This window comes from Oceaniglobus trochenteri (assembly GCF_020529025.1).
Classification (GTDB): domain Bacteria; phylum Pseudomonadota; class Alphaproteobacteria; order Rhodobacterales; family Rhodobacteraceae; genus Oceaniglobus; species Oceaniglobus trochenteri.
Map to the genome: position 1 here is coordinate 189,848 of NZ_JACNMM010000002.1, position 15,889 is coordinate 205,736.

The 15,889-nt window shown below is 65.5% G+C and carries 16 protein-coding genes; 6 read left to right on the forward strand and 10 right to left on the reverse strand.

Features of this window, described 5'->3' with window-relative positions:
* Positions 1-9 precede the first annotated feature (9 nt).
* The 3 genes from dacB to mgrA all read right to left on the reverse strand — a co-directional run bounded on the left by dacB (position 10) and on the right by mgrA (position 3,289).
* Positions 10-1,467, reverse strand: a complete 1,458-nt coding sequence (dacB, locus tag H7828_RS01160; RefSeq protein WP_226779104.1) for a D-alanyl-D-alanine carboxypeptidase/D-alanyl-D-alanine endopeptidase — start codon at positions 1,465-1,467, stop codon at positions 10-12.
* Between the two features lie 97 nt (positions 1,468-1,564).
* Positions 1,565-2,173, reverse strand: a complete 609-nt coding sequence (locus H7828_RS01165) for a nicotinate-nucleotide adenylyltransferase (RefSeq protein WP_226779105.1) — start codon at positions 2,171-2,173, stop codon at positions 1,565-1,567.
* A gap of 84 nt (positions 2,174-2,257) precedes the next feature.
* Complete coding sequence (mgrA, locus tag H7828_RS01170) at positions 2,258-3,289, reverse strand: L-glyceraldehyde 3-phosphate reductase (protein ID WP_226779106.1); 1,032 nt, start codon at positions 3,287-3,289, stop codon at positions 2,258-2,260.
* A 179-nt stretch (positions 3,290-3,468) separates the two neighbouring features.
* Between mgrA and rimK the strand changes: the two genes are divergently transcribed.
* Together rimK and H7828_RS01180 are read left to right on the forward strand one after the other, a co-directional pair.
* Positions 3,469-4,374 carry a 30S ribosomal protein S6--L-glutamate ligase gene (gene rimK / locus H7828_RS01175; RefSeq protein WP_226779107.1) on the forward strand — a complete coding sequence of 302 codons (906 nt, stop codon included), beginning with the start codon at positions 3,469-3,471 and terminating at the stop codon, positions 4,372-4,374.
* Positions 4,374-5,408, forward strand: a complete 1,035-nt coding sequence (locus H7828_RS01180; RefSeq protein ID WP_226779108.1) for a succinylglutamate desuccinylase/aspartoacylase family protein — start codon at positions 4,374-4,376, stop codon at positions 5,406-5,408. Before rimK ends, H7828_RS01180 begins: the two co-directional genes overlap by 1 nt.
* An 11-nt stretch (positions 5,409-5,419) precedes the next feature.
* Here H7828_RS01180 and H7828_RS01185 read toward each other — a convergent pair whose 3' ends face one another.
* Together H7828_RS01185 and H7828_RS01190 are read right to left on the reverse strand one after the other, a co-directional pair.
* Positions 5,420-5,830, reverse strand: coding sequence for a hypothetical protein (locus H7828_RS01185; protein WP_226779109.1), 411 nt, complete (start codon positions 5,828-5,830; stop codon positions 5,420-5,422).
* 141 nt (positions 5,831-5,971) lie between these two features.
* Positions 5,972-6,436 carry an MOSC domain-containing protein gene (locus H7828_RS01190; protein WP_226779110.1) on the reverse strand — a complete coding sequence of 155 codons (465 nt, stop codon included), beginning with the start codon at positions 6,434-6,436 and terminating at the stop codon, positions 5,972-5,974.
* Positions 6,437-6,499: 63 nt separating this feature from the next.
* Between H7828_RS01190 and ettA the strand changes: the two genes are divergently transcribed.
* From ettA to H7828_RS01210, 4 genes are all read left to right on the forward strand, one after another.
* The gene (gene ettA / locus H7828_RS01195; protein WP_226779111.1) at positions 6,500-8,155 is read left to right on the forward strand and encodes an energy-dependent translational throttle protein EttA; all 1,656 of its coding nucleotides are present in this window, start codon (positions 6,500-6,502) and stop codon (positions 8,153-8,155) included.
* Positions 8,156-8,412: 257 nt separating this feature from the next.
* Entirely contained in the window at positions 8,413-8,862 is a 450-nt protein-coding gene (locus H7828_RS01200) for a CreA family protein (RefSeq protein WP_226779112.1), read from the forward strand.
* 196 nt (positions 8,863-9,058) lie between these two features.
* On the forward strand, positions 9,059-9,265 hold the full coding sequence (locus H7828_RS01205; RefSeq protein WP_226779113.1) for a cold-shock protein: 207 nt from the start codon (positions 9,059-9,061) through the stop codon (positions 9,263-9,265).
* Positions 9,266-9,561: 296 nt separating this feature from the next.
* Positions 9,562-9,768 carry a cold-shock protein gene (locus H7828_RS01210; RefSeq protein WP_226779114.1) on the forward strand — a complete coding sequence of 69 codons (207 nt, stop codon included), beginning with the start codon at positions 9,562-9,564 and terminating at the stop codon, positions 9,766-9,768.
* A 67-nt stretch (positions 9,769-9,835) separates the two neighbouring features.
* On the opposite strand, the gene parA is transcribed toward H7828_RS01210, so the two are convergent.
* The 5 genes from parA to H7828_RS01235 form a co-directional block, all read right to left on the reverse strand.
* A complete protein-coding gene (gene parA, locus H7828_RS01215; RefSeq protein WP_226779115.1) occupies positions 9,836-10,462 on the reverse strand; it encodes a ParA family partition ATPase in 627 nt (208 codons plus the stop codon).
* A gap of 75 nt (positions 10,463-10,537) precedes the next feature.
* Complete coding sequence (locus H7828_RS01220) at positions 10,538-11,206, reverse strand: exopolysaccharide biosynthesis protein (RefSeq protein ID WP_226779116.1); 669 nt, start codon at positions 11,204-11,206, stop codon at positions 10,538-10,540.
* A gap of 198 nt (positions 11,207-11,404) precedes the next feature.
* Entirely contained in the window at positions 11,405-13,696 is a 2,292-nt protein-coding gene (locus H7828_RS01225) for a sulfatase-like hydrolase/transferase (RefSeq protein ID WP_226779117.1), read from the reverse strand.
* The gene (locus H7828_RS01230; protein WP_226779118.1) at positions 13,686-14,438 is read right to left on the reverse strand and encodes a hypothetical protein; all 753 of its coding nucleotides are present in this window, start codon (positions 14,436-14,438) and stop codon (positions 13,686-13,688) included. Before H7828_RS01230 ends, H7828_RS01225 begins: the two co-directional genes overlap by 11 nt.
* Positions 14,432-15,796 carry a hypothetical protein gene (locus H7828_RS01235; protein ID WP_226779119.1) on the reverse strand — a complete coding sequence of 455 codons (1,365 nt, stop codon included), beginning with the start codon at positions 15,794-15,796 and terminating at the stop codon, positions 14,432-14,434. Before H7828_RS01235 ends, H7828_RS01230 begins: the two co-directional genes overlap by 7 nt.
* Between the last annotated feature and the right edge of the window lie 93 nt (positions 15,797-15,889).

Here is a 15,889-nt window from a genome sequence, read left to right on the forward strand (position 1 = left end):
CCTGCGCCCTCAGGCCGCGTAGACCGTCGACCAGCGGTCGATCAGCGCCCATTGCAACCGGCGTGCGCGGACCGTCCAAGCGGCGCCGCCGTCCGGGCGTTCCATCTGCGCCTCGCTCAGGGCTTCGCGGCGCGGCGCATCGGCGCAGAAGATCGCGAAGGCCAGATCGGGATGCCCGGGTGCCGCGATATAGCCGGTCAGCGCCGAGACGAAGTTCAGCGTTCCGGTCTTGGCCTGCACCTGCACCTCGGGGCGCTCTTCCATCGGATAGGTCTTCATCAGCCCGCGCAGGGCCGGCTCCGCGCCTTGCGAAATCAGCGCCCGCACCATGGCGCTGGCGCTGATCCGCGATCCGCCGCCAAGGCCCGAATGGTCAAGCATCTGCGCGCCCCCCGCCTGCACCGCCAGCCATTCGTCCATGCGCGCAGCGCTTTCCGCCAGGGTCTTCACCGGCGCGCCCTTCCGCGCGCTGGCGCTCAGCCCCACGACCTCGGCCGTCAGGTTGGTGGAATATTTCAGCATGTCGCGCAGGATATCCGCAAGCGGCGCGCTGTCGTGGGATACAAGCGTGGTGCCGCCATCCCCTTCGGCACGGGCAATCGTGCGCCCCAGCTGGATGCCATGGGCGCGCGCCAGCGTCTGGAACACCTCGCCCGCATAAAGCGCGGGCCGACGCACCGGAAGCCACCGCGCCCCGCCCGTTCCCAGGGCACCGCGCGCCACGGTCCAGTCGTCACGTTCCTCTGCATCGGCATAGGTATAGACAGGGACCGAGCGGTCGATCACCTTCATTCGCGCGATGGCCACGTCCGGGCGATACCTGGCAGACCGGGCATCCATGCTGACACGGTAATCGCCCCCCTCGCGCCGCCATTCGAAATGAACGCGGTTGAAGTTCAGGTTCAGCCCACCCAGCGCCGGGTTGTACCCCACATGATCGGGCTGTTCGGCATCGATGTGGCGCAGCCGCGGCAAGGCGCCATCCCAGACGCGGAAGGCCCCGGAAATCTCGCGCACGCCCAGTTGCTTCAACTCGGCCGCCATGTCGGCCAGGGCATCGGTGTCCAGCGTCGGATCGCCGCCGCCCACCAGCACCAGGTCGCCCTCGATCCGCCCGTCGCTGACCGGGCCGGTCGCCACGAGGCGGGTCGTGAACCGGTGATCCGCCCCCAGCGCATCCAGGGCATAAAGCGTGGTCAGGGCCTTGGCGGTGCTGGCGGGGGGCTGGGGCAGAACCGGAGAACGGGATTCCAGGATGCGCCCGGTGCGCGCGTCGCTGACCACAAAGCTGACCTTGCCGCCAAGGCGCGCTTCCCGCACCAGTTCCGCGGCATCCTTGACCGCGACCTTGAAGAAATCCGGGGACCGTGGCGCCGGGCGGATCGACGTGGCCGGGGCCTCGGCCAGAAGGGGGCTGGCCGCGCCCGCAAGCAGGCCGCCAAGTAGCGTTCTTCGTGTCAGGCGCACTTTGCTTCCCCCCGCGCGGCTTTCGTCCAGCGGCCCTGGCAGGGGCCACCGTAAAGGCGATTTAACGGGTTTGGCGCGCCACCTGCAACCCCCGCCGCTAGGCCTGCCAGCGCCCGCTGGCCCGGATCGCGCTTGAGGACGCCGGATTCATCGGGATGTTCACGAAACACCAGACCGGCGTGGGGTGGCGCGCCAGAAGTGGCGCCTCGCGCCCGCGCAGGCGATACCTCTCGAACCGCGCGGCGGCCACCGACATGCGCGCCGAAATCCGCTGACCGGGGCGGGCCAGAACCCCCACCGGCACGTTCGACAGTATCCATTGCCAGCGGTCCCAACGGTGGAAATCCGCCAGGCTGTCGGCCCCCATCAGCCAGACAAACCTCACCCCCGGATACATCGCCATCAGCCGTTCCAGCGTCTGCGCCGTATAGCGCGTGCCGATCCGCTGTTCGAGGTCGGTGGTCTGCACGCGCGGATGGCGCATCACCTGCCGCGCCACCGCCAACCGGCGCTCCATGGTGGCCGGCCCGCGCGATTTCAGCGGGTTGCCGGGGCTGACGAGCCACCACACCTGGTCAAGGCCGAACCGCTTCAGCGCCTCGCGGGTGATGTGGGCGTGGCCTTCATGGGCCGGATCGAAAGACCCGCCCAGAAGGCCCACCACCTGCCCTGCTTCGGCCCGGGGAAACCCGGGGCCCGCGATCATGCCAAGGCGCCCGGGGTGCCGAAAGGCGCACGTCGGAAGCCCCCGGCCAAACCCTGGCAAGACCGAACAATCGGCCGGTCGCAGTTATTCCCCATTGCTGGACCTTGCCCAGAGGTTGATGTCCTCTTCCTGCGACACGGCGTCGATCTGCGCCAGTTCCTCGGCGCTGAACTCCAGGTTGCCCACGGCACCCGCGCAATCGACAACCTGCGAAGGTTTGCTGGCCCCGATCAGCGCGGTGGTGATCCCGCCGCCGCGCAGCACCCAGGCAATCGCCATCTGCGCCAGGGTCTGGCCCCGCGCCTCGGCGATGTCGTTCAGCTTGCGGATGCTCTTGATCGCGCTGTCGGTGATCTTTTCGCGGGCCAGGGATTTGCCCTGGGTGGCGCGGCTGCCCTCGGGGATGCCGCCAAGGTACTTCTTCGTCAGCATGCCCTGCGCCAGCGGGGTAAAAGCAATCGACCCGATCCCCAGGTCCTGCAGCGTGTCCTTCAACCCGTCGTGTTCGACCCAGCGGTTCAGGATGTTGTAGCTGGGCTGGTGGATCACGCAGGGCGTGCCAAGCTCTTTCAGGATCGCCGCCGCCTTGCGGGTAGACTCCGAATTATACGAGGAAATCCCGACGTAAAGCGCCTTGCCGCTGCGCACGATGCTGTCAAGCGCGCCCATGGTTTCCTCAAGCGGCGTATCTGGATCGAAGCGGTGGGAATAGAAGATATCGACGTAATCCAGCCCCATGCGCCTGAGCGACTGGTCACACGAGGCGATCAGGTTCTTGCGCGATCCCCATTCGCCATAGGGGCCAGACCACATGTGATAGCCCGCCTTCGACGAAATGACGAGTTCATCGCGGTAGCCGGCGAAATCGGTGCGCAGGATCTCTCCGAACGCGGTTTCGGCGCTGCCCGGGGGCGGGCCATAGTTGTTGGCCAGGTCGAAGTGGGTGATGCCATGGTCAAAGGCCGTCTGGCAGATGGCGCGCTTGGTTTCGTGGGGCGTATCCTCACCGAAATTGTGCCACAACCCAAGGGACACGGCAGGCAGTTTCAGGCCGGACACGCCGCAGCGACGATAGGTCATGCGATCGTAACGGTCGGGATCGGGGCGATAGGTCATCTGGTTGCCTCTTTCAGGTTCAAGCACCCTTTTCAGGCCAAGTCGGCGGCGTGTCAAACGGCGGGCAGCGCAGAAAAGGGCTTGGCAAATCCCCCGCCAACGCTTCAAGGTGGGCGTCCCTGTGGCCCTCTTGCGGCCATGCGGGGTGGTAAACAGTTCTGATGAGATTGGAGAGACCCATGAAAATTGCCATGATGGCCCAGAATGCAAACCTCTATTCTCATCAACGGCTGAAAGATGTGGCCGAGGCCCGGGGGCACGAGTTCGACATCATCAAGACGCTGGGATGCTACATGAACATCGCCGCGCGCCGCCCCGATGTCTATTACAACGGCAAGCAGCTGCCGAAATACGACGCGGTGATCCCGCGCATCGGTGCCTCGGTCACCTTCTATGGCCTTGCGGTGCTGCGCCAGTTCGAGATGCAGGGCGTCTTTCCGCTGAACGAATCCGTGGCGATCGGGCGGTCGCGCGACAAGCTGCGCAGCATGCAGCTCATGGCGCGCGACGGGATCGGGATGCCGGTAACCACCTTTGCCCACGACCCCAAGCAGACCGAAGAGGTGCTGAAACTGGCCGGCGGCGCGCCGCTGGTGATCAAGCTGCTGGAAGGCACGCAGGGCCTTGGCGTGGTGCTGGCCGATACCGACCGCAGCGCGAAATCGGTGATCGAGGCTTTCCGCGCCACCAACACCAACATCCTGATCCAGGAGTTCATCAAGGAGGCCGGCGGAACCGACATCCGCGCCCTCGTGATCGGCGGCAAGGTTGTCGCGGCCATGAAGCGGACGGGCGCCGAGGGCGAATTCCGCTCGAACCTGCACCGGGGCGGCTCGGCGCAGGTGATCAAGCTGTCGCCCGAGGAACGCGCCACCGCCGTGCGGGCCGCCAAATCCATGGGGCTGAACGTCTGCGGCGTCGACATGCTGCGCGCCAACCACGGCCCGGTGGTGATGGAGGTCAACTCCTCCCCCGGCCTGGAAGGCGTTGAAAAGGCAACCGGAATCGACATCGCGGGCAAGATCATCGATTTCATCGAAAAGAACGCCAAGCCCGGCAAGACAAAGACGGTCGGGAAGGGCTGATGCCACGACCGGGGTTTGAGATCGGCGGCACAGTGGTTGCCGCCGGCGAACGGCGGACGGTCGAACTGCCCGTTTCGGTGCTGTCGGATCATACGCCCGTCACCATGTCGGTGCAGGTGATCCACGGCAAAAGGCCCGGCCCGGTGCTGTTCGTGTCGGCAGCCGTGCACGGGGACGAGGTGATCGGCGTTGAGATCGCCCGCCGCCTTCTGCGCGCGCCCCAGCTTGACCGGATGGCGGGCACGCTGCTGGTGGTGCCCATCGTCAACACCTTCGGATTCCTCAACAACTCCCGCTACATGCCTGACCGGCGCGATCTGAACCGGGTTTTTCCCGGCTCGCCCACGGGATCGCTGGCCGGGCGGCTGGCCCATCTCTTCATGACCGAGATCGTGGCCCGCGCCGATTTCGGGATCGACCTGCATTCGGCCGCGATTCACCGCACCAACATGCCGCAGATCCGCGTTTCGGCCAGCAACGACGAAACCCTGGAACGCGCCGAGGCCTTCGGCGCCCCGGTCATCGTGCGCGCCAAGCTGCGCGAGGGCAGCCTGCGCGCCGCCGCCCGCGCCCACGGCTGCGATATCCTGCTATACGAGGCGGGCGAGGCGCTGCGGTTCGATGAAATGTCGGCCCGGGTCGGCAGTTCGGGCATACTGCGGGTGATGCATCACATGGGGATGATCGGCGCCAAGGGGCTGCCCAAGCGCCGCGCCGCCCCGATTCAGGCGGCCTCCTCAAGCTGGACGCGCGCGCCCGCCGGCGGGCTGTTGCGCTGTTTCAAGGAGGTGGGCGAAGGCGTCGATCCCGGCACCCTTCTGGCCATCGTCAGCGACCCCTTCGGCGAAACCGAGCATGAAATTGCGGCAACCGCCTCGGGGATCATCCTGGGCCGGGCCATGATGCCCGTCATCAACGAAGGCGACGCCTGTTATCACATCGCGGCCACCCCCATCGACCCGCTCAAGCGGATGGAGCGCCTGGCCGCCGACCTGGAGGCCGACCCGATGTTCGACGAGGACGAGATCCTATAGGGCAACAACCCTCAGGTCAGCGTGGTCATCGCCACCCATACGAAACGCAGCGCAAAGACCTTGCTCTCTTCCGTCATCTCGTCCAGCGACATGTCCCCGTTGTCGGCGCGCCTCAGCGATTGGGTACTGGTGCGCCGGACCAGCGCAACCGTACCGCCGCGAATTTCGTAGTACATGGAAAAAGACAGGTTCTCGATGGTCTGCTCAAAGCCGTTCAGCTTCTGGATCGGAAAGGTGACGTGAAAATCCTTCCAGACGGTGTGCGACGGGGAAAGATCGATGCTGACATGGGGGAAAAGAACATCGTCCTCGGTATTGAACCAGCAATTCAGGTACGGGGCCCTCATCTGCCGCTTCTCGTAGACACCTGTGAACGGGGCGCTCTTCACGTTCAGGCGGTCGGAAATTTCATTCGGGTTCATGTTGATGCCCTGTGCGCTCGGCTCCAAAATCGGAGCGATGCATGACGCTAGGTCAATACGCCGAACCGGGCAAGCGTCGCGATGCCGGCCGAGGGGGTATGAACCGCCACCGCCTGGGGCCCGGGCCTGCACCGCCCCCTCTCAGGGTGCGCCCACCACGTCGCCCACTTCAACCCAGCCCGGCGTGACCACGCTGGCGTAGTAGCCGCCATGGCCCCGGACGGCGGAATAGCCGCCGAAGCCCAGGATCTCCTCCATGCGCGAACAGGGCGGGCATGGCCCCTCGACCAGGACCACCGCCGATCCGATGCGCATTTCCCCCTTGCGAAAGGCGGCCAGGTTCACCCCCGACACCACGATGTTGCGGCGCAGCTCCTCGGGCGTGACCGAGCGGCCCAAAAGGTCGGCGATCACCGGCAGGTGTTCGGCCTGGATCAGCGTGACCGCCCGTTTGCCCGGACGCCCGTGATCGCCCACCAAGCCATCCTCGCGCAACTCGGCCCGATCCGTCACCTGCACCGGGGCGCGGCGTTCGGCGCGCAGCCCGATCCATTCCACCCGCCCTGCCCGCGCATGGCGCGCCATCATCTCACCCAAACCAACCATCTGATTGCCCCTGCTCTCCGGACCAAGTAAACCACGCCGAAACCCCATCAGCGGAGCACCCCCATGGCAGCCTACCAATACGTCTATCACATGGACGGCGTGAGCAAATCCTATCCCGGCGGAAAGAAGCTTTTCGAGAACATCCGCCTGTCCTTCCTGCCCGGCGTCAAGATCGGCGTCGTCGGCCCGAACGGCGCGGGTAAATCCACCCTGATGAAGATCATGGCCGGAATGGACAAGGAATTCACCGGCGAGGCCTGGGCCGCCGAGGGCGCCAAGGTCGGCTATCTTCCGCAGGAACCCAAGCTGGACGAGTCGCTGACCGTGCGCGAGAACGTCATGCTGGGCGTTGCCGAGAAGAAGGCGATCCTCGAACGCTACAACGAACTGGCGATGAACTACTCGGACGAGACGGCCGACGAGATGGCCAAGCTGCAGGACGAGATCGACGCCCAGAACCTCTGGGATCTCGACGCCCAGATCGACGTCAGCATGGAGGCCCTGCGCTGCCCGCCCGATGACGCCTCGGTCGCCAGCCTTTCGGGCGGTGAGGCGCGGCGCGTGGCGCTGTGCAAGCTGCTGCTGGAAGCGCCAGACATGCTGCTTCTCGACGAACCGACCAACCACCTTGACGCCGAAACCATCGCCTGGCTTCAGAACCACCTGATCGACTACAAGGGCACGATCCTGATCGTGACCCACGACCGGTATTTCCTCGACGACATCACCGGCTGGATCCTCGAACTCGACCGGGGCCGCGGCATCCCCTACGAGGGCAACTATTCCTCGTGGCTGGAGCAAAAGGCCAAGCGGCTGGAGCAGGAGGCGAAAGAGGACAAATCGCGCCAGAAGACCCTGGAGCGCGAGTTGGAATGGATGCGCCAGGGCGCCAAGGCGCGTCAGGCGAAATCCAAGGCCCGTATCAGCGCCTACAACGAACTCGCCTCCCAGTCCGAGCGTGACAAGCTGAGCCGCGCCCAGATCATCATTCCCAACGGCCAGCGCCTGGGCAACAAGGTGATCGAGGTCGAGGGCCTGAGCAAGGCCATGGGCGACAAGCTCTTGGTCGAGGATCTGTCCTTCGCGCTGCCCCCGGGTGGCATCGTGGGCGTGATCGGGCCGAACGGAGCCGGTAAGTCGACCCTGTTCAAGGTGCTGACAGGGCAGGAAAAACCCGACGCCGGCACAGTTGAATACGGCGATACCGTCGATCTGTCCTATGTCGACCAGTCGCGCGATGCGCTGGACCCGAACGTGACAGTCTGGGAGGAAATCACCGGCGGCGCCGAGATCATCCAACTGGGCGATGCGCAGATGAACAGCCGCGCCTATTGCAGTGCCTTCAACTTCAAGGGCGGCGATCAACAAAAGAAGGTCGGGATGCTGTCGGGCGGTGAACGCAACCGGGTGCACATGGCCAAGCTGCTGAAATCGGGCGGCAACGTCCTGCTGCTTGACGAACCGACCAACGATCTTGACGTGGAAACCCTGCGCGCGCTGGAAGACGCCCTTGTCGATTTCGCCGGTTGCGCCGTGGTCATCTCGCACGACCGCTTCTTCCTTGACCGGATCTGCACCCACATCCTGGCCTTCGAGGGCGACGCCCACGTCGAGTGGTTCGAAGGCAACTTCGAAGATTACGAGGAAGACAAGAAGCGCCGCCTGGGCGCCGACGCCCTGGAGCCCAAGCGCGTGAAGTTCAAGAAGTTCGTCCGCTGAGGCATCGCCTTTCCCGGGTCGGGTCACAATCCCGTTCCCGACTCGGGAAAAATGTGCTATGGATAGATCAAGGCCAGTCCGCAGCACCTCAACACCAGGTATATCCTCAACACTTGTGCATGTGAGAGAGCCTTCCAAACCGCCGCAATTTCGCGGCGGTTTTGGCTTGTTGCCCCCTCTCCACGCCGGCAGACAGGAAAACGGGAACCTTTTTCGTTCTCGCCGCGTTGCAGCACCGCCCACAAAAGGAGTTCTTCATGCGCTTTGCCCTTCTGCCTGCCCTGTTTTTCGCCCTGCCCCTTCACGCCGAGGTTGTCGGCAATGTCGATGTCGACTGGCTGGGCAATGACATTACAATCGAAGCCTTCGCCGACCCCAAGGTGAAGGGTGTCACCTGCCACGTCGCCTATTTCGACCGTGGGCTGATCGACCGGCTGCAAAAGGGCAACTGGTTCGAGGATCCCTCGAACTCCTCCATCTCGTGCCGCCAGACCGGCCCGATCGAGATTGGCGACATCAACCGCGACGACGAAGGCGAATCGGTTTTCTCCGAGCGTCGTTCGGTCGTGTGGAAGTCGCTTCAGGTGAAACGCATCTTCGACGAAGAGAATCAGACGCTGATCTACATCTCACACGCCCGCGAAGTGCAGGACGGTTCGGCCAAGATGGCCATTTCCACCGTTCCGCTGTACCAGTCGGGGCAATAACCCAGCAAAAACGGGCCTTGTGGGCGGCATTTGCGGATAAGGATTGCAATTGAGTCCGCAAGGCCCCATATGCGAGGTGCGAACGTTCTTTCTCTTTCGGCCACTGTTCTCCGCACTAACGGCTACAGTCTTCGATTTTGCACTGACTAAGCCGGGCCACCGCATGTTGCGGGTGGCAAAGACAGGAGTACACACGATGGCCAATGGCACCGTGAAATGGTTCAACGCAACCAAGGGTTTCGGCTTTATCGAGCCCGAAGGCGGCAGCAAGGACGTTTTCGTCCATATTTCGGCAGTTGAGCGCTCGGGCCTGACCGGCCTGGCCGACAACCAGAAGGTCACCTTCGACATCGAAGCCGGCCGTGACGGACGCGAAAGCGCCGTGAACCTGGCGCTGGCCTGATCGCCCGCCCGGCAGGGCCCGCCCCTGCCACCAAAGATACATCAAACCGGCCCCAGGGCCGGTTTTTTGCTGTCCGGGGCGCCCCGATCTGGCCAGGGACGATAGGCCGCATCCGGTCGCCTGCGAAAACATCTTTACCCCAAGACCGAAAAATGCCATAAAATGGGGTTGCGACGTCACCTATATCGACCCCTGCCTGCTTTCCACCACGGCTACAGCGCATTCGATCCAGCACTGACTTAGCCAGGCTGTTGCACTTACGCGAACAGCACCTGAAAGCTAAAGGAGAACACGGTATGGCAAGTGGCACCGTGAAATGGTTCAACACCACCAAGGGCTATGGCTTCATCGCCCCCGATACCGGCGGCAAGGACATCTTCGTCCACATTTCCGCTGTCGAGCGTTCGGGCCTGACCGGGCTGCGTGACGACCAGAAAGTCACCTTCGACATCGAAGCCGGCCGCGATGGTCGTGAAAGCGCCGTGAACCTGGCACTGGCCTGAGTTCGACCGGAGATAGAGATTTCGAAGGGCGCGCAACATCCTGCGCGCCCTTTTTCGTTGCCGCCGCTCAGCCCAGCTTGCGGCGGATCTCGGCCACGAGACGATCGACCTCGTCCTGGGCGGCGCCGCGCCCGCGCTCCTGCACGCCGCGCCCAAGGCCCAGCGTTTCGGCATAGACCACCCGGTTGCCCAGCGTCGTTTCGGCCAGCGTGACGTCCAGCGCCGCGATGGCCGCTGCCACGTCCTGACCCACGCGGGTGCCCGCCTTGAACCGGTTCAAAACCACCAGCGCGTCGCGGTTCTCGCGCTCGACCAGGTCCAGCACCGATTCCACCGCCCAGACATCCACCTGGCTTGTCGCCACCGGCACGATCACCAGATCACTGATCCGCAGGGCGGGGCGCAGATCGGCATCCACCTTCGGCGGGGTGTCGAGGATGACGAAGTCATTGGCCTTCTTCAGCTTGTCGCATTCGTACCCCACGCCCCAGGCGCTGGCCGTGGAAAACTCCATGTCTTCGATGCCGTCATCACGCCGCGCCATGAACCACCGCCCCAGCGATCCCTGCGGGTCGGTGTCCAGCAGCGCGACCGAGGCCCCCGCCCGCGTCAGCCCGACAGCAAGGTTCGCCGCGATGGTCGTCTTGCCCGCGCCGCCCTTTTGCTGGGCGACTGTAATGACTTTTCCGGCCATGCTCTGGCACTCCTTGCGTTGCTGCGTCGCAGCGTAGCCTGCAAGGCGCCTTGCGGCAAGCGTTCCGAATCGGGGCTAGTTCACCACCTGGCTGACAAGGAAGGCCGGGATGCTGGCCGCGACCGCCCCCACCCCCACGGCCACGATCAGGTAGACACCATCGCGCACCAGCAGCCCGACCGCCACCAGCGCCACCAGCAGCCCCAGGATCGACGATGAAAAGGGCACCAGTTCGAGGAAGGGAATGACCAGCCCCGCCACCGCACACATGAAATAGGCCAGCAGGCTGAGCGGCGGCGTCACCAGAACCCGCAGCCGGGGGCGCGAGTTGCGGTCAAGCCAATCGGCCACCCAGCGCAACCGCCCCGCCGCCCTGTGCAATGCCGCCCCGCTGACCTCGCGCCGGGTGATCAGGCCCGGCAACCACAGCCGTTCCCGCCGCGCCAGGCGTTGCAGCGCCACGGCAACGATCCAGAGTCCGCAGAAGGTGGAGAACAGGGGAATCCCGCTAAGCGGCGACACCAGCATCAGTGCAGGCACCAGCAACATGGGGAGAAACGACGTGCGGCCGAAGTTCTGGATGATCTCGCGCACCGAGATCTTTTCACTGTCGCTGAGCGCGTCAAGCTGCTCGACGATGTGGCGCACGGGCCGCAGCGGGGCCGCACCCTCCGATGCCGCAGGGCCGCCTTCTTTCTTGCTTTCGGCCGCATCGTCGCCCGCGGCTGATGCGGGTATCGTCATGGAATCATCCCTTCATCATGGTAGTCGAATACCCGACATTGCGGGAAGTTCCCGTTCAAGGTGTATTTGGAGGGGATCGGCGGTCACTGCAACCGGCTGTGGCTGTCCTTTTCTGCCGCTTCAGTTCGGCCTGACAGGGCGACGGCGATCTGGGCGCGCGCGGGTCGCAGGGTCGCGGCCTTCTGCCCCGTCCGGCGCCTAGCCGCCCGAAACGATCTGCCCGGTGGCGCATTCGTCACAGCCGATCAGCGTGATGGCCGACAGCCCCACGGCCAACCGAAGATCGCCGCCCACGCGGCGCGGATCGGGGTGGGCGGGCCAGCCGATCAGTTCGATCCGGTCCTGCGGGCCGAAATCGTGGATGCGCACCACGCCGCCGTAGGCCACGCGATAGGTGGTGGCGCCCGGCCCGCCGGTCAGGTCGTTTTCACCGCTGCCCACGTGGATCGTGTCGTTCCCCCCGCGCGAGGTGACGCGGTTGCGCCCCGGCCCGGTGTGGATCTGGCAATCGCCCTCGCCCGCCGTGATGTCGTCATTGCCATGCCCGCCGATCAGCGTGGCCTTGCCATCGCCGCCGACGATGGTGTCGTCGCCCGAGCCGCCATCCAGAACGTCCTTGCCCTGCCCGCCCTGAAGGTAATCGTCGCCCGCGCCACCATGGAACAGATGCACCGACTTGCCCCGCCCCGACCGCGCGATCAGCCGGTCGTTGCCCGCGCCGCCATGGAAGGTCGCGCCATCGTATTTCGGGCCGATCATCACGTCGTCGCCGTCGCTGCCCACCAGTTCCACCGTCACCCGTTCGGAGGTTTCAAAATGGATCGGGCTTTCGGGGTGGGCGACGATGCGCACGGTCTTTTGCGTGGTGGTGTCGGATTCCAGCCGCGATTGCACGGTGGCGATGCGCACCGCCTCGACATGGGGCGGCAGGCGCAGCACATAATCGTCCGGCCCGCCCATGTACCACAGGGTATCGTGGCCGCCGTCGGCCGCCTCAGAGATCTTCTCGGCATCCGCCCCGTAAGCCCAGTAATCGTTGTCGCGCACCCCGCCCTGCATCACGACGGTGCCATCCACCGCCATCATGGCGTTGACGCCCTGCGCCGGGTCGGCAAGCCCGCGCAGGTCCAGCCCAAGGTCCAGCGCGCCGCGGATCAGTTCGTCTCGCAGGCGATCCAAGGGGGAGCTTTGCGCGATGTTCGCCGTTTCACCGGGGTCGTTCACCACGTCGTAAACGTGTTCCTCGCCGTTGGGATAGCGGAAGTACCGCAAATGGCTGAGATCCGGCACCGAGGGACGCACCGACAGCGTGCCGAAGACGCAGGTGATCGGCGACTTGCTCTCGTCGAAACTGCCGAAGCTGACGTCGATCAGCGGCAACAGGCTCTGCCCCGAGGTCCAGTGCCCGCGCGCAGGCAGGCCCGCCAGATCAAGGATGGTTTTCGGCAGGTTGTGCAGCGACACCGGCAGGTCGATCACCCGGCCCCCCGCCATGCGCGGCGACCAGAGGCCGAGGGGGACGTGCGCGGCGCTGTCCCACTGGCTCATCTTGTGGAAACTGTCGTGGGTGCCGAGGTTGAAACCGTTGTCGGACAGAAGAACAACCGTGGTGTTGTCGGCAATGGACGAGGTGCGCAGCGCGTCGAGGAACCGGCCCAATTCATGGTCCATATGCGAACAGGCCGCGAAATAGCCGCGCACCACCTCTTTCCACGCCTCCGGCCCGGCCTTTTCCGGGGTGAATTGACCGGTGACGATATAGGCGTTCTCATAGGTGGCCATGCCCTCCTGCGGACCGGTGAAATCCTCGGGGGCGGCGATGCGGGGCCAGTGGATCTTGTCGACATCGTACATCTGGTAAAACCGGTCGGGGCAGACCAGATCGTAATGGGGATGCTTGAACCCAAGCTGGATCAGGTGCCGCTGGTCCGGGTCCAGCGTGCCTAGATGGTCGATGGCGTTCTGCGCCACCCAGTAATCGTAAAGCTTGTGATCGAGGCTGCCGTCGTCGTCGGGCGCGTTGAAGCTGCGCACGCCCGGCCCCTTTTCCAGATACACCCGATGCCCCGTCCGCTTCCCATAGGCCTGCGCCTTGGCGTCGTGGTGGAACAGCACCCGGCGGTAGTCTTCGGGCATCGGGTTGTAATTGCCGTCGGTCTTGCCGGTGGTGAACGTGCGCCATCCGGCGCGGCGGAGATCATATTGCCAGGCCTCGGTCGGGGGCAGCACGTCGCGCCACAGCCGGTTCAGATCGACCAGCCCGGTGCGGAAGGGCGACAGCCCGGTGGTCAGCTCGGCCCGGCAGGGGGCGCAAAGCGGCACGGTGGCATAGGCGTTGGAAAACCGCACCCCCTGCCCCAGCAGCGCGTCAAGGTTGGGTGTCTTGATTTCCACCCCATAGGCCGTGCGCCAGGTAAAGACGTCGATCAGATCGTCGATCCAGATCACGACGATGTTGTCGTTTGCCACCGAAGCGCGGTCAAACCCCATGAAACACCTCATCGACATAGGCGCGCAGCCGGTCGCGCAGCCCCCGCGCGTCGGGCGCACAGATATCGCGGTCGGGGAACAGCAGCACATCCGCCAGGCGCAGATCGCCCAGAGTGTTCAGCAGGCCCTGCCGGCCGCGCCGACAAGCCAGGTAAACGTCACAGGGGCCGGGCGCAAAGCTGCCCTCGAAGCGGCCTGTGGCGGGCGGCTGTTCCTCGACCATCAGCGACAGGGTATCCGGCGTGACGGTGGCAAAGGCCAGTTGCATCCCGCCGCCCGGGCGCAGGGGGCGGGTCAGCACATCTTCGCCCCGCCGGTCGCCCAAGCGCAACGCGCCGCCCTCTTCCGTCAGAACCACACCGCTGTCGCCCTTGCGGGCATCGACGCACCACAGGGTTTCACCCTTGCCGCCGGGGGCGTCGAACACGCAGGCCACCCCGATCGTCGCGCATTCCACCCTCTCGCTCAGCACGAAACCGCAATTGACACGCGGCTGGGTCGACAGCACCTCGGCCCCGCGATGGCGCAGCAGGCGGCCGTTGCCGGTGTTGGCCTCGGTCGGGCGGGCATGGGCCGTGCCGGTACGGCTGTGCAGCCCGGTGATCACATCGCCCTCAAGATCCGCCAGCGCGGAATCGAAACTGAACCAGAGCGCGCCCATATCCGCCATGGCCGCCGTCAGGGGCCGGGCTTGCGCATCAAGAAGGGCGCCCGGCGGCAGATGGCCCTCGACGCTCAGCATTGGCCCACCGGCAGGATCGCGGGCAAGGCCCAGCGGCCCGGCATGTCGCACAGCCCCCCGGCCCGCCCCACGGCATAGTGCAACTTCTGCACCCGCGCAGCGCCATCGTGGGCAAGGATCAGCGCGCGGTCGTCATCGTCTGCCAGGGAAACGCCGGTGATTTTGGCCCGGCCTTCGCCGGTTTCCAGCGAAAAACCATGGTCCCCGCCCGCGCCCAGGGTCAGCGGATCAAGCACCAGGGGATTGAGCGCATCACTCACGACGCGCACCCGCCCCGGCGCCTCGGTTTCGGCCAGCAACAGGCGCGGGCAATGCCAGGCCTCGCGCGACAGCGCCGCGTCGATGGCCTGGGCCTCGGCGCGGGCCATGGCCTGCATCGCCTCGGCCGTGGGGCGATGGGTGTCGTCGAAGGCAAAGGCATAGCCCGGCGCCGAGAAGATCAGCCGGTGATCGCCGGGAAAGACCGAAAGTTCCCAGTGTTCGCGCACCCTTGTGCCGGTTTCATCGGCCCGCATGACAAAGACCGGTTCGTGCAGGCCCAGCGAAGCAACCTTGGCCGATATCCGCGCCATGACCGCGCGGATGCCCGCGATATGGGAGGCAACATCGCTGATCACGTCCTCGGCCCCGTAATCGATGGCCACGGTGGCGATGCGCGGCGCCACGCCCAGGGCCGCAGCGGCGGCCACGGTGTTGTCGATGGTCTGTTCCAGGTTCGCCATGGCCGCGCCTTCGGCAAGGGCGGCCGCGCTGGTGCTGGCATCGGTCTCCGCACGGGCCAGGATCAGCGGCAGCGCGCGCCCCTGCGCCCGGCGCACCGCCAGAAGGGCATCGGCAACCAGGGTATCCAGCGTGACCTCGCGCGCCTGTTCCAGCCCCGCCGTGGGCTGCGCCAGTTCCACCCCGGCCAGGCCCACCGCCCCCAGATCATCGGCCGGGCAGAGAACATGGGCCGCCATGGCCGCACGCCCCGGCAGCGCCCGCGCCCGCCGCGCGCCGCCGATCGACAGCACCGCCAGAAGCGGCCCCGCCACATCGGCCACCACATGCCCCCCTGCCACGGGGCGGCGAAAGCGGCGCGGATGGGGGTATCCGGGCAATTGCGCATCGAAATGATACCAAGATCCGTTTCGGGTGACGTTCCAGGCGTCGATATCGCCCACCACCGCCGGGTCGATCCAGCCCGCACCGGCACCATTTCCGGGGGCCAGCGACAGGCGGTCGCGCAGGTCATCCACCACCTTGTCCGAAAGGCGCAGGATCAGGCCGGTGTCATCGTAACCGATGGCCGTGCCATTGCCGACCCGCAGCAAAACGCCGCTGTCGCCCCGCAATACCCTGTGATCCCGATCGCTCATGTCTCTGTGTCGCGCAGGGCCGCGGCAAATTCAATGGCGTTGCCGCTCACAGGGCCCCATCCGGACTGGCCGCAACATTTCTGCGATGGCCAC